The sequence below is a fragment of the Agrobacterium sp. ICMP 6402 genome, from assembly GCF_009498615.1.
Taxonomy (GTDB): Bacteria; Pseudomonadota; Alphaproteobacteria; order Rhizobiales; family Rhizobiaceae; genus Agrobacterium; species Agrobacterium burrii.
The window spans coordinates 94109-107623 of record NZ_QSNV01000001.1 but is presented as its reverse complement, the minus strand read 5'-3'; the positions used below and the strand labels follow the sequence as shown (position 1 = coordinate 107623).

Genomic DNA, 13515 nt, shown 5'->3' with positions numbered 1-13515 from the left:
CTTCAGCCTATCACTAGCCGCTGAAGCTTGCGCGAGGGTGGCATCCGCAGCGCACAAATGTCAGAAGCCGGACTGGATGCGCGAAAAGACGAGATTGGAAAAAAGGCCGATCTGCGCACCCACAAAGGGGGCGGCAATGCCAAGGACGAGCATGATCGTCACGATTTTAGGAACAAACGTCAGCGTCATTTCCTGAACCTGGGTCAGGGCCTGTATGAAGGCAATGGCGACACCGACGATCATGGCAGCCAGAACGGCCGGACCGGCCGCGACGAGAACAGTCCAGACTGCTGCCTGCATGATATCAAGCGCATCGGCCTCGTTCATCGTCGCATCCTTTATTCCAGAAGGGCGGTGTCATACCGCCCCTACATTATCACGAACCGGCAGGCTTATCCGAATCGGTATCGCCATCAGATGTAGTCGCGATCGGGCCGTTCGAGAAGCTCACACCGGCCTGCAGCAGCACTTTGTCACCAGCTTCGGTAATGGCGACAACGCCGTCCGAATAGACCTCGACTTCCTTCACCACACCGGTGACCTTGTCATCGGCGCTCTTGACCGTCTTGCCGACCAGATCGGAAGCGCGTGTGAGGGCTTCCGCCTGCAGCATGCTCTTCAGATGGGTGTTCGTCTTGATCGTCTGCTCGACCTGCGAGAAGCTTGCCAGCTGCGACATCTGCTGGCCGGCATCCATCGGGCTGGTCGGATCCTGGTTCTTCATCTGGGCGATGAGAAGCTTCAGGAAGCTGTCGTAATTCAGCGAGGCCGCGCTCTTGTCATTGCTGCTCGCCCCGGCATTAGCCCAGGGATTGGAGGCTGCCGACGTGACTGCATCTACCGCCATGGTGCGATCTCCTTGCGAATCTGTTCGATCGTTGCGGGGGTCATTTCCTGATTGTTGAGGATTTTTTCCTCGGTCGGATAAAGACCGCGAATAGCCTTCAGCGCCTCAAAAGCCTTGCCCGAGGCAACCAGCCCGTCGATCCGCTTGAGTTCCGCCAATATCTCATCATGCTGGAAGCAGTTCAGCAGCATGCTAACGGACTTGCGGAACATGTTCGTCGACTGTTCACGCCCTTCCGGGTTGATGAGGATCATCTGTGCGATGAAATAAAGCTGCCTCAGCGGGGTTGTCGCCTGCTCCGGCTGCAACACGTGGTTTTCAAGCAGGAACGTGACATCGTTCAGGAATTCGAGCGCCACCTTGCGATCCACCCGCAAGACCGCGCCGTTGATGAAAATCTTTTCGCCAGATTTCAGCGAGATTCGAAGTGTACTTTTCATTTCAGTCCATCCCTGATGATGGTTGTCACGTCAATTATGCCCTGGAAATTCGTCGACTGACGTTTCCGGATCAGTTCGCACTCTTTCAAAATCCAGATCGCGATCGAGATCAGATTGGCCCTCAGTTCCATAGCCAGTTGGTTATCCGGCTGCTTGAGGTCCTCAATGAAGCGGATCCAAACCCGCCGAGTGTAAAAAAGTGCTTCGATCGTATGGCGCTGGGAAGAACTATCCTTTGCCTCCACAAGCAGTTCGATCGATTTGGTCAACGCCTGTCGCTCGCGATCTTTCGCGTCTGCGACACCATCCTCCATGATTTCGGCGTAGGAAAACTGGTACATTCATGTATCCTTTATCTGCCGCCACCCCTGTTCATCAGAGGTAGTTCACCAGACTCATTTTTTGCAGACGCGATGTCAGGCTGTAGGCGATTTCGATCTGCTGCTGCAGCAGGTCGAGACGGGTCTTCGCTTCGTAGGTATCGATACCTTCGATATCCAGCAGATGCGTCTCGATGATCTTCTTCTGCGCGGCCAAAGAGTCGTTCGACTTTTTGACGCGTTCCTGCGAGAGGCCGAGGCCGCTGGCCTGCTGGTTCAAACCATCGATCGCGGTACCGATCGTCGTAACTGCGCGGGTGGCGACAGCTTCACGAACGCCGCTCGGAACCTTGTCGTCGAGGAAGGTCATCGCCGTCATTGCCGTCATCGCGAAATAACGCATGCCCTGCGAATTGCTGTTGGTCGATGTCTCGATCACTTCGTTCTGGCTGATCCGGCTCGTCATGTTGGTGTCGCTGGCCTTGGAGCCGAACGTCGTCCAGAAATCAACGTTCTGACCGGCGGTGAGACTGCCATGCGGCGGGTTGGTGACCGTCGTCGTGCCGTTGAATACGCCTTCCATATGGGTCATGAAGGCGTTGACCTGATCCTTGGACAGGTTGGCGATGCTGCCCACCGGCGGCGTCTGCGTCGCCATGAAATGGTTCAGCTCATCATTATAAGCGGTCTTCAGCGTCGAACCATCGGCGAAGTAGTCATCGACCGGCTTCACATCCGTATTCGTACCGGAAAACAGATATTCGCCATCGACAGCGGTGTTCGCGAAGCTGGTGAAATTGTTGAGCGCATTGGTAATTTTCTGGTTGACGGTGGCAAGCGTGGGCTGCGCGCTGCTCGTATTCGGCACCAGAACGCCGAGGATCTCCTGGGCAGCCTTTGCCATGCCATCCAATGCCGTCTGCGACGATTCAAGACGTTGCGTGGCAAAGGAATTGACCGTGACAAGCGAAGAAATCCGCTCCACATCCCGATTGAGATCGAGGCTGCGGGCCGTATTGGCGCCGAGCGTGACGCCGAGATCCGCATGCTTGCCCGTCGTCAGTTCGGTATTGAGCTTGGTCATCTCAAGCTGGGCCTTGAGGATGGTGCTGCGCATGCTGTTTTGCATCGCCAGCGATGAAATGAAGGACGTTTTCATCTTTTACCTCACCATGTCCATCAAGGACTTGAGCATTTCATCGACTGTGGTCACCAGCTTGGTGGCTGCCTTGTAAGACTGCTCGATATCCATGAGCAGCGACAGCTCCTCATCCAGGCTCACCGCCGTGTTGTTCGAATAGGAGGCGGCGGAGCGCTCATAAAGCGCGCTTTTCGCTTCGTTCGCCGAAGTCGCACCGGACCGTTCCTGTTCGAGCCAACCCATCGAGTTGGTGCCGTATTTCAGGATGCTGGTATTCGTATCGATACGTGTCGACGCGGCAAAACTCATGGGCGCGTCGAATGCGGTCACATAGCTGTCGATCAGGTTGGAAAAGCCGGTTCCACCCGTCGCTGTGGTATTGACAATATAAGCGGTACCGTTGATGCCGCCGTCGCGCAACAATTCCGGGTTTCCACCTTTCGAAATAATTAACGCGGAGTTGACGTTAATGCTGGCAGCAAGTCCCGGAACGATAACGCCAGCGGGAGGAATCTCGCTTGTTGCCGTTGCTCCCGCCCATGTGAACAGGCCAGGCTTCGCCGTCAGGGGCGTCGCGGGCGGCGCCGGCTGCGTGATCGGCTTTTCGGCAAACATGCTGATCAGGCCGCGGGCGATTTCGTCGAGCTGGCTTTGCATGGTCGGCGCCAGATCGTCGCGAACCTGCATCAGACCCTGCAGCGACCCTTCCGCTGTCGTGTTGCTGCCGTTGCCGGCCTTGAGCGCCACGCCGTCTACGTAGATCGCATTGCCCGTGGTCGTCGCATCGTAGCCCGGCTGTGCCTTGAAGGTGACCTTGCGCGGCACGACCTCAAACAGGGTCGCGCCTTCCGTCGTATAAAGCGCCACATCATTGTTTGGACGATTGACGACATTGATGCCCATGATGGACGAAATGTCCTTCAACAAGGTCTCGCGCTGATCAAGGGCATCGCTCGGATCACCGCCGATCGCCGTCTGCGCCTTGACCTCGTTATTGGCTTCCTCGAATTTTGCAAGCAGGCCATTCAGCTTGTCGACCTGAAGGGAGATTTCCTTGTCGGCACGCAGACGCATCGCCTGCAATTCGGAAGACGCCTTGTTCAGGGAACTGGCGACATCCGCAGCCGAGGTCACAGCCGTCGCCGCAAGGGCAGCATTGCTCGGCTTGGCGGCGTAACCGCTAAGGCTCTTCAGCAATTCCTTCATGTAGGTAGACGGCGAACTTTCATAATTGTTGCCGCCGAAAATGCTCTTCATCTCCTCAAGGCCGGTCAGAACGGTGTTCTGACCGGTGGCCAGCGAGGCGCTGGAGATCGTCTGCCTGAGAAGACTTTCATTCTGGGCACGGCCATTGGAGACGATACTCGCTCCGGCCATGGTCGTGCCGAGAATGGCGGTTCGCTTGACGTAATTCGCATTGCCGACATTGGCAATATTTTTCGAAGTAACGTCTGTCTGCTTACCTGTATTATTGAAAATCGACTGCGCAGTATTCATTGCTGACGTGAGCGACATTCATTTGTCCTCGTGAGAATTCTTATCTCTTCAGATTGATCAGGACATCCATCAAATCCGACCCGGTCTGGAAGACTTTCGAATTCGCAGTATAGATACGCTGGGATTCAATCATGTCGGTGAGTTCGCTGGCGATATCGACGTTCGAACCTTCCAGTGCACCCTTCTGGATGTAGCCGAAGCTGCCCGTCTGCGGGAAGCCGATGGTGACGACACCCGACTCGTTGCTGGGCAGATAAACGTTGCCGTTCTGCGGGCTGAGGTTGTCGACGCTTGGCACCGTGGCCACTGCCAGCTGATAGATGTTGCGGCGGCCGCCATCCTGATAGACTGCCGTCACCACGCCGTCCTTGCCGATTTCGACATCCTTGATCTGGCTCGGACCATTACCGTTCAGGATCGCCGTGCCGGGCGTGAACTTCGAGGAGAACTGCGTCATTTCCGACAGGTCGATATTGATCGACTGCGCCACACCGCTGTTACCGTCATTGATGGTGATGGACTTGGGCGAGGCGGTCGTAAGCTTGTTGGTGGCAGGATCAAAGGTCAGATCCACTTTTGCCTGAACAAGGGTAACCGGTGCTGTCGCCGTATAGGGGAAACCGCCGTTAGTCGACTGATCCTGACGATAAACTGCCACTTCCCAGGTGTTAGCACCGGTCTTGGTGTAGTAGAAATCGTAGAGAACCTTAGCACCGCCGCTATCGAATGCCGTCAACGACGTCTTGCTACCAACCGTCGCAGTCGCGGAATTGGTGCTCGGAAGCGATGCCCCCGGCACGATCGGATCATCACGGTTCAGGTTGGCCGGGAAGCTACCCTGCGTCGAGGGCGATGCCGTCAGACCGAAATTGTTGACGTTGATGGCCTCAAGACCGGTAAAGCCGTTAACGACGGCAGCCGGCGGGTTGGAGCCGTAGGGGTAACCCATCAGCTGGAAGCCCGCTGCGTTTTCCAGATAACCTTCGGCATTCTTCACGAAGGAGCCGGCGCGTGTGAGGTAAGGCGTGCCTGCACCATCCTGAACCACGAAGAAGCCGTTGCCCTGAATGGCAAGGTCGGTGCTCGAGGTGGTGTAGGAGAGGTTGCCCTGCTCCGAAATGCTGTAGCGTACGTTGGACTGCACGCCGCCGGAGGCATAGCTGCCCGACGAGGAGGGCAGAACGAGCGAGGAGAACGACGTCGATGCGCGCTTGTAACCGGTGGTGCTTGCGTTGGCGATGTTGTCGCCCACGGTGCCCAGCTTGTTCGCCTGCGCATTCATGCCGGACACACCGGTTCGCATAGTGCCGAAAATACTCATTCAAAAACCCTCGTGGTCATCTTCAGGGATAAGGTAAAGCGTTTGGCTTGCGTGAAGCTGTCTGAAATACCGCGCTTGAAAAAGACCACGCGGGTCAATGAAGATCATTGCCAATCAATGCTGTAGCCGAGGAACCGCTTGGAATCGACCGGATCGTAACCGAGCTTCTTGCGCAGCTTCTTACGCAGCTTGCTGATGTGGCTTTCAACGACATTCTCTTCGACGTCATCATCGAAGATGCCGTAGATGGCATTGAAAATCTGCGTCTTGGAAACGCGGCGTCCGCGATTGGCGATCAAATATTCAAGGATGCGGCGCTCGCGGCGCGGCAAGGGAAATACTTCACCACCGACTTCCGGATCACGGCCATCGGAGAAAACCCTGATAGGCCCGGCATCGGTGAAGTTGGAGATGACCTGCAGCCGGCGACGGATCGCCGCCGCACGCGCCAGGATTTCACGGGGGTGAACCGGCTTGCGCACGACATCGTCGACGCCGCTGTCGAACAGCGCCAGCGTCGATTCCAGCGAGGGCTGGTCGCTGACCGCGATAACCGGCGCCGTCGTGCGATCCCTGATCGCCTTCGGCAAAGAGAAGCTCCGGTCGCCCTGGCCGATCAGGAAGGCCTCCACGGCCGCCAGATCGCTGTCCGCAGCCGTCGAGACCCACTCCCCGAATTCAACCGGATCGAACCCGGTTGAGGGGATGCCCTCACGCCCAAATAGAGATGTATAGCCGTCTTTAACGAGCTCGCGCTCATCAACCACTACGATCATTCGTCCGCCTCCGAATCAGTGTGGTGTTTTCCAATGAGGCATTGATAAGAATCGGGGGATTCAGCGACAACTGTAGGAAATCATCGATAGATATTAATAATTGATTAACTATTTTGTGCCGATTTGATCTATATATAGTGGTTGTTAACCATATATGGCACAAAATTTTTGTGTAAAAATTTCAAAATCCCAAAAAAACCGCTTGCAGCGCCTTTTTTCGATCAATCTCTGGCCACATTTATCATGACGAGTCTCGGGACACCCGAAAACAACCAAAGATTGTTATCCGTCGCAGAAATTTTTCGCGTTGACGGTCCATTTCCCGTAGCCCGTCGCCACCAGATTGGCGATCACCCGACAGACATATTTCTTCTGCGCCGGATCGTTATTGGGGCCGGCATGGTAACGGGCGACCGCCATGGTCCAGGTTTCATGCCTGTTGTGGAGATTGCGCAGGAACATGGCGGCATATTCGACATTGCGGCGCGGGTCGAACATTTCGCGCGCCGATGTGAAGTTTTCGCCATGGAAATAGTGGTTTATCTGCATGCATCCGAGATCGATCAGCTTGGCGCCATTGCGCTTCGCCGCCTCGAAAGTGGTCAATGCCTCCTCCGTGGATGCCGCAAATACCGGTTTTCCTTCAATATTCATAGCATTGGGATCGAGCCGCCCCTTGCGGCCCGTCTCAGTCAGGCCAACGGAATAGAGAATTCCCTCCGGCACGCCATATTTGCGGGCGGCGGACTGGATTTCCCTTTCACAGACACCTGATGTTGCCGAAGCCGAGGCTTTTTCAGAGGTAGACGCCATTGTCAGCAGAAGAACGGCCAGAGCCGAGAGCGCCATCCATGCCTTCATTATGCACCCCCAAATTATCACCATTGCCCTGTCGGCCGTCCCGTGCGCCGGACTCGTCACGGTTGCGGCCTGCGGCGGCCTGCTGGCCCTGTTGCTGCGCCTGCTGATTTTGCTGATTGTTGCCTTGTGTGCCCGTTTGGTCACTCTTGTCGGAAGAAGCGATGCTGATGGTGATGTTATCGACCGTCAGACCCTGCGCTTTCAGGCCATCAAGAATGCTCTTGCTGTCTTCCTGAAGCTTTTTATAGGCCGCAACGCTCTCCACCGTCATGTGAACGGCGAGCTCGTCACCGGCCAGGCGCAGCGACATCGTCACCGATCCAAGCTCGATCGGCGTCATATGCAGCTTCAGCGTATGGACGACCTTACCGGTGCTGCTCTGGGCAGCGGCGTTGGACAGCGACGAACCGGGCTGCATGGCGCTGACCCATTCCGGATCATTAGCGATGAGACCGGTCAATGCCGATGCGTTGGTCGAGGGCGCCAGGCCGATGAACCGCCGTGAATCGAGAACAGTTATGGTATCGGCCGCCTTGCCGGTTCTTTCCCGGGCATCGAATTCAACGCGGCCTTCGCGCTGGACCGTGCTCATATCGAGTGCGCGGGACGTGCCTGAACGCGCGGAGGCGAAGCGGAATGCCGAAGCGCCGTTTTCGCTATCCGAGTCGGATTCGGCCTCATTGCCAGCAAGCTCGGCTCGTGTCGGCATGTCCTTGGGCGAAGGCTCCGTTTTGCCACGGACGGTCTCGGTCCTGTCGGACTTTACCGGGTCGGCCTTGCCGGCGATCGCCTGCGCGATTTCCTCAAGCGGTGTCTTGGCTGTTGCGATATCGCCGACATTGGTCGCGATCGTATTCAGATCCGCCAGTTTTGGATCAATGGCATCCGCCGTCGTTTCCGTATCCTTGTCGGCGTCGTCCTTTAGCTTCTTGCCGGTCTTGCCGTTTTCAGCCGGTGTGCGCGCCGGCTTCCCAGCGTTCTGAAGCTCGCCTGCCGTCTCATGGCTGCGGCCTTCTGCGGAATGGTCGTTGCCGATTACATTCAGGAAGGTCGAAGGCCGCTTGACCGGCGTCTTTGCTTCTTCTTCGCCACCTTCGGGCTGCGCGTGCTGCTCCTCAGCCGAACCTGCTTCCTGCTGATGCCGCGAATGCGGTGCCTGCGTTGGGCGCTCGTCGCGAATGGTGGACAGCGCCTCGCCGAAACTTCCGCCCTTGGCGTCGTCCCTCACCCCGGCGCTGCCGGCGCGTGGATCATTATATGGTGCATTCACTATCGCGTTGACGGTTCCGTCGATCATGGTGCCCCCTCGCCTTTCTTCAACAGGCTGTCGATTTCATCAAGCTTGCTGCGGCCGCTCGTTACGAGTTGCCGCACATCCTCGCCCTCATCGTCAGCCTTGTGGGTTTCAACCCGCCATATGCTCTTTTCTTCAGTGCCAGCTGTCCCATTCGAGGATGGGTTCTGTCTGGCGTCCTGCTGGGTAATCGCAGCGCCGGCCTCGGTGCCAGGAAGCCCCGGCTGCAACGAGGGTGGGCGGACCACCTGCTCGGCGATCGTCCTTGCCGCATCCCGCAGCGCCCTGTCGCGATCTGAAAGCTGTCCTTCGGGGATTTGCACGATTGTCTCGATTGCGCTCACCACATCGGGCGTGCCGATGTTGGAAAGGCTTTCATAAAGATTTGCCTGCACTTCCGGCTGGTCCGGCAGGGCGGGAGACAGAGCTTTCGCTTTCAGCGCCGCCATACGCGCCAGCCCGTCCTTGCCGCTGATCGCCGCAAGACGGGAGAGACGCAGATAGGCTTCCTTCTGCCTTTCCGTGTCCATCATGGCGAATGTTTCCTGGATCGTCTCTTCCCCGATGGAATCGGCGCGCTTGATCACCAGCGAGACCAGAAGATCCGCAAACTGGCTGGCATAGGGCGAATGCAGGAAGCGCCGCGCATAGCGCTGCGCATAATCGACACCGCGCGCCGCATCGCCGTCTTCAACCGCAATTGCCAGCGAGCGGCGAAGGGCCGCCTCCTCCACGATGGTGCCGGGTGCTTCCAGCCGGGCTATGTCGTAAAAACCGAGTGCGGCCAGCGGATCACGCGGGATCGTCACATTGCCGCCGATCAGTGCCAGGTAGGCACCGATCCGCGTGCCGCGATATTCAGGCACCATGGCTGCAATGCTCTGCGCCACCAGCGTACCCTTGCCCGAGAGGTATTTGCGCAGGATATCGGCGACGCGGCTGTCGAAATTGCCGTCCACATCGCGCGCGACCAGCAATTCCAGCGTCGCCGGATTGCCGCCGCTCATGGCATAGACAAGCGCCGCATCGACATTACGCGGATCCTTGAAGATCGCCGACGGCGCGCTTTTAAGCCGCTCATCGATCGTCTGGAGCAGGAACCGCTGCATTTCCGTTGCCGAATGGTCGCCCATGGCGACCGAATCCTGCACGAATTGCAGAGAGCGCAACATGGCATAGGGCATGAGGCTGTCTTGCGATTGCGAGAATGCCTTGATCGGCTCGGCACCGAGACCGCAAAGCGTCGCCGCGAGAAAAAGCCAGCGTTTCGAGGATTTCGTCACACTCACCCCCGATCGGCCTCAAGCAGGATTTCGATACGGCGGTTGGCATCCGCCAGAGGGTCTGCCGGCACCTGCAATCTGCGATCGGCAAAACCAGAAACCTGCTTCACCCGCTCTTCGGAGAGACCACCGCGCACTAGCATGTAATAGGCGCTGTGCGCACGATCCATCGAAAGTCGCCAGTTGTCATTGGCCTCGCCCTTGAACTGCCGCCCATCGGTATGGCCGCGGATCACCACGCTGCCGCCCCGCTCCTGAAGCAATTTACCGATCTTTTCCATGGCCAGAACCATTTCGCCGCGAGGCACGGCCGAGCCGACGTTGAACATCGGCGTCTCCGACTGGTCGGAAATGGTCAGCAGCAATCCGCCTTCGGCCGGCGTCACCACCAGGCCTTCAGAGAGCTTGCCGGTAATGCCTGAAATCTGCTTCTCGATCTCTTCGCGCAGCGTGTCGGCTTTTTGCCATTCGGCGTCAGTCGCCTGCTTCTCATCCGGCTGCGGTTTTACAAGTGCTGCCTGCTCGATGGCATCCGGGCGTTGCTGCGGCACAACGGCCGCAACTTCCATCGGCTTGCCATCTTGCGAAGGATCAGCGGGCTTTTGAGATGCTGCGGCTAACACCGCTTCGGCGTCCTTGGCCGCATCCTGCTGCTTCTCCGCCGTCTGCTGCGGCTCCGTCGGGTTCTGCTGCTGGTCGGCGCGGGTGATCTTCACCTGCTGGGTCCAGAAATCGGGATCGAAGGGATCGCGATAGGCCTCGCCGCCGCTTGCGCCCGTCGCCGGGCCGGAATCAGCTGCACCGCCCTCACCCTTGGCGCTGACATTGGCCTGCTGCCCGACCTGCTGGGCAATTTCCGCCAGCACGGAATAGGGGTTCTCGAAGAAGTCGGCTTCCGAGAAATTCGACTGTTCGCCAGTCTGGGACGTCAGATCCTCACCCGTCGCCGCGGCAGAGCCCTGGGTTACCTTTTCCGCCTTGATATTCGACTGGTCCTTTTTCTCAACACCCTCTTCCTTGTCCACGGGCTTTTCCAGCCCCTTGGACGAGGGTTTTTCATCGGACAGTTTTATCGGATTGAAATAGCTGGCGACCGAGGCCTTGGTTTCCTCGTTGGCGGCATTGACCAGCCACATGACGAGGAAGAACGCCATCATGGCCGTCATGAAGTCGGCGTAAGCGATTTTCCACGCGCCGCCATGGGCGCCATCGTGCCCGCCTTTGTGGCGTTTGACGATGATGATCTCGTTTTTGCCGTGGTGGTGATTTTCGCCTTCACTCATTTCATCACCTTGCGAAGACTGGACGCCCAGGCCGACATGCGGGTCACAAACACGCTTTCACCCAGTTCGACGGAAAGGTCGATGTCCGTGGTCTCGGTAAATTTCATCGTTTCTTCTTCGAAGCCCGGTTGGGCCTTCAAATGCTCGAACAAATCTCTGGGACCTTTGACGACAATCGTGACAGCCTCGCCATCCGGCATGGAAGCGCGCACGACATCCGCCAGCGCCGAAACCGCCTTGAGCGACAGCTCTTCCGTCAGAACCGGGGCAAGGATACCGGCAGTCTGTTCGCTGAGATTGGCCGCGATCGCATCGATGCCTTCGCGCAGCCCGCGGGACAGGAAAACCGCGATTTCTTCGAGATAGACGGAACGCAGGGCCTCCAGTTCGGCCGCATGGGAAGCCAATAACGCGTCCCGCTCGGCCTGCATCTTCTCGGTGATTTCCCGGGTCGCATCGTCGCGGCCACGGGCATAGGCAGCCTGCTTTTCGCTTTCGACATCGACGGTCTCGAATTCATCGAAACCGGTAGCGACATCGCCGAAACCGGACATGCCCTCGGCATCCGCCAGCGGATCGCCAAACGCCAGCCCGGCGGGCTGGCTGTCACCGAAATCCTTGAGATATCTTGCAATGGAGGCGCTCATGCACGCCCCCGGCAAAACTGGCCAGAGAGGCGAGACATGTTTCTTTGCCTGCGATTTAAGCCGTTTGGCGGCACCATCGTCATCCTTGCTACCCTGCCCGTCTCTTCGATTATTCCGGCCGGATCACGCCATGCGATCCAGCCGATATTACCCCGACGTTAGGTGTTCAAACTTGTGCGAGGATGAAGGCGGCCTGTTCCGGAAGCCCGCGCCTTGTCTTCGCACCCGCCCACGCCGGGCCAGACCCGTTATTTGAAGAGCTGGAGGATATTTTCCGCATTGGCATTGGCGATCGAAAGTGACTGGATGCCGAGTTGCTGCTGCGTCTGCAGCGCCTTCAGCCTGGTCGATTCCTCGTTCATATCCGCATCGACGAGACGGCCGATGCCCTTGTCGATCACGTCCATCAGGCTCGAGACGAAGTTCTCCTGCATGTCGATGCGGCTCTGCAGCGAACCAAGGCTGGATGCCGCGCTGGTCATCGCTTCAAGCTGTCCGTCGACAAAGGACATCATCGCATCCAGCACGTTGGCTTCGGTATATTGCTCTCCGGTCATCGTTCCCATTTTCTGGGCGAGGTCGGTCAGCTTGTTGATGTCGAGCGTCGATACCGAGATACCGAGTTTGCGGGTGTCGGGATCGACTGCAGCGGAAACGTCGTAGTACCAGTTGGTGTTCGGCGATGTCGTCGTTGCGACCAGAGTGGTGCTGTCGGTGGTTGGAGCGGCGGCACTTGCGGGATCCGTGGAGGTGAGTTTCACCCAGACGCCATCACCGATCTTCAAATATCCCTGGGTACTGCCAGCATTGGTGTAGATGCCTGTTGCCTTGAGACTGAAGCCAGCCAAAGCAGCCACTTCGCTGTCATTCAGCGTAGCGACCACATAATTCTTGTCGGTGACCGTAGGAAGCGCAGGTGATGCAGGCGTGTCCGTCGTGCGCATCGTCACTGTCGCTTCATTCTTACGTAGGAAGCGGGCCTCGGTGTCGAGAATGCCAAATTTTCCGCCGCTCAGATCGAACAGCACGGTGCTCGAATCAAGCGAATAATCGACCGTCGTTACGCCCACCGCGCCTGCAGCGGTGCGGGTAAACGAAGCAACGATCTTCTTGATGATCGGCTCTTCGGCCGCCGGCGTCTTGCCATCGCCGATTTTCGCCTGAAGCCAGTTTTCGCCGGAGAAGGAGGCCGATTCGGAAATGCTTCTCAGCTGATCCTGAAGTTGCTTGATTTCTTCCTGGATCTTCGTTCGGTTGCTGCCCACACCATAGGCGGCGACCAGCTTCGCCTTAAGAGACTTGACCGTCTCGATGGCGCTTTCAACGGCCTCGAAAGCAGTGTCGACCTTGGCGGCTCCAAGACCCAGCGCATCCTGTACGGCCGAAAGCGCCGTATTGTCGGACCGCATGGTCGTTGAGATAGACCAATAGGCCGCGTTATCCGCCGCCGTCTCGACACGGTAACCGGAGGAGACACGCGCCTGCGTTGTCTCAAGGCTCTTGTCGATCATGCGCAAGGTTTGCAGCGCGGCCATTGCCGCCGCATTGGTCATAATGCTGGTCATGGGTTCCACCCAATTCAAAATATAAGAAAAAATCCGGCGCAGCGCCGAAAACGAGCAGGAGCATCATGCGCATCGGCGATGGTTGAAATGAGCCACCGCGACCTGCCGTTCGTTAACAAATCGTTAATTCGATAGGTACCAAACAACAACGCTGATTTGCAAGGCGTTCCTCGCTTCCCCAGAGCGGTTTTGCATAAAGCGGCAGGCTTCAGGCAAGGTCGGGCGAAAAAGCGATAAAAC

The 13515-nt window shown here is 57.6% G+C and carries 14 protein-coding genes; all 14 read right to left on the bottom strand.

From position 1 onward, the window contains the following. Window positions 1-60: 60 nt before the first annotated feature. Window positions 61-327, bottom strand: a complete 267-nt coding sequence (gene fliQ, locus DXT96_RS00550; RefSeq protein ID WP_046800603.1) for a flagellar biosynthesis protein FliQ — start codon at window positions 325-327, stop codon at window positions 61-63. 49 nt (window positions 328-376) lie between these two features. Beyond that, complete coding sequence (flgD, locus tag DXT96_RS00545) at window positions 377-847, bottom strand: flagellar hook assembly protein FlgD (protein WP_153513180.1); 471 nt, start codon at window positions 845-847, stop codon at window positions 377-379. Further along, window positions 838-1287: a flagellar biosynthesis repressor FlbT gene (gene flbT / locus DXT96_RS00540; RefSeq protein ID WP_046800601.1), complete on the bottom strand. Its 450-nt coding sequence runs from the start codon at window positions 1285-1287 to the stop codon at window positions 838-840. Before flbT ends, flgD begins: the two co-directional genes overlap by 10 nt. Continuing rightward, window positions 1284-1628 carry a flagellar biosynthesis regulator FlaF gene (gene flaF, locus DXT96_RS00535; RefSeq protein ID WP_045021979.1) on the bottom strand — a complete coding sequence of 115 codons (345 nt, stop codon included), beginning with the start codon at window positions 1626-1628 and terminating at the stop codon, window positions 1284-1286. Before flaF ends, flbT begins: the two co-directional genes overlap by 4 nt. Before the next feature lie 34 nt (window positions 1629-1662). Next, the gene (locus DXT96_RS00530) at window positions 1663-2766 is read right to left on the bottom strand and encodes a flagellar hook-associated family protein (RefSeq protein WP_149898578.1); all 1104 of its coding nucleotides are present in this window, start codon (window positions 2764-2766) and stop codon (window positions 1663-1665) included. Window positions 2767-2769: 3 nt separating this feature from the next. Next, window positions 2770-4263: a flagellar hook-associated protein FlgK gene (flgK, locus tag DXT96_RS00525; protein WP_149898577.1), complete on the bottom strand. Its 1494-nt coding sequence runs from the start codon at window positions 4261-4263 to the stop codon at window positions 2770-2772. 22 nt (window positions 4264-4285) lie between these two features. Then, window positions 4286-5566, bottom strand: a complete 1281-nt coding sequence (locus DXT96_RS00520; RefSeq protein WP_153513179.1) for a flagellar hook protein FlgE — start codon at window positions 5564-5566, stop codon at window positions 4286-4288. A gap of 104 nt (window positions 5567-5670) precedes the next feature. Next, on the bottom strand, window positions 5671-6342 hold the full coding sequence (rem, locus tag DXT96_RS00515; RefSeq protein ID WP_149898575.1) for a transcriptional activator Rem: 672 nt from the start codon (window positions 6340-6342) through the stop codon (window positions 5671-5673). 282 nt (window positions 6343-6624) lie between these two features. Beyond that, entirely contained in the window at window positions 6625-7191 is a 567-nt protein-coding gene (locus DXT96_RS00510) for a lytic transglycosylase domain-containing protein (RefSeq protein WP_153514118.1), read from the bottom strand. Further along, a complete protein-coding gene (locus DXT96_RS00505) occupies window positions 7139-8500 on the bottom strand; it encodes a flagellar hook-length control protein FliK (protein WP_153513178.1) in 1362 nt (453 codons plus the stop codon). The genes DXT96_RS00510 and DXT96_RS00505 overlap by 53 nt, the downstream gene beginning before the upstream one ends. Beyond that, window positions 8497-9786: a chemotaxis protein MotC gene (gene motC, locus DXT96_RS00500; RefSeq protein WP_207134842.1), complete on the bottom strand. Its 1290-nt coding sequence runs from the start codon at window positions 9784-9786 to the stop codon at window positions 8497-8499. Before motC ends, DXT96_RS00505 begins: the two co-directional genes overlap by 4 nt. Then, window positions 9783-11063 (bottom strand): MotB family protein, encoded by a 1281-nt coding sequence (locus tag DXT96_RS00495; RefSeq protein ID WP_153513177.1) that lies wholly within the window; start codon window positions 11061-11063, stop codon window positions 9783-9785. The genes motC and DXT96_RS00495 overlap by 4 nt, the downstream gene beginning before the upstream one ends. Beyond that, window positions 11060-11710, bottom strand: coding sequence for a hypothetical protein (locus tag DXT96_RS00490; RefSeq protein WP_153513176.1), 651 nt, complete (start codon window positions 11708-11710; stop codon window positions 11060-11062). Before DXT96_RS00490 ends, DXT96_RS00495 begins: the two co-directional genes overlap by 4 nt. Window positions 11711-11958: 248 nt before the next feature. After that, complete coding sequence (locus DXT96_RS00485; protein WP_153513175.1) at window positions 11959-13275, bottom strand: flagellin; 1317 nt, start codon at window positions 13273-13275, stop codon at window positions 11959-11961. Window positions 13276-13515 lie beyond the last annotated feature (240 nt).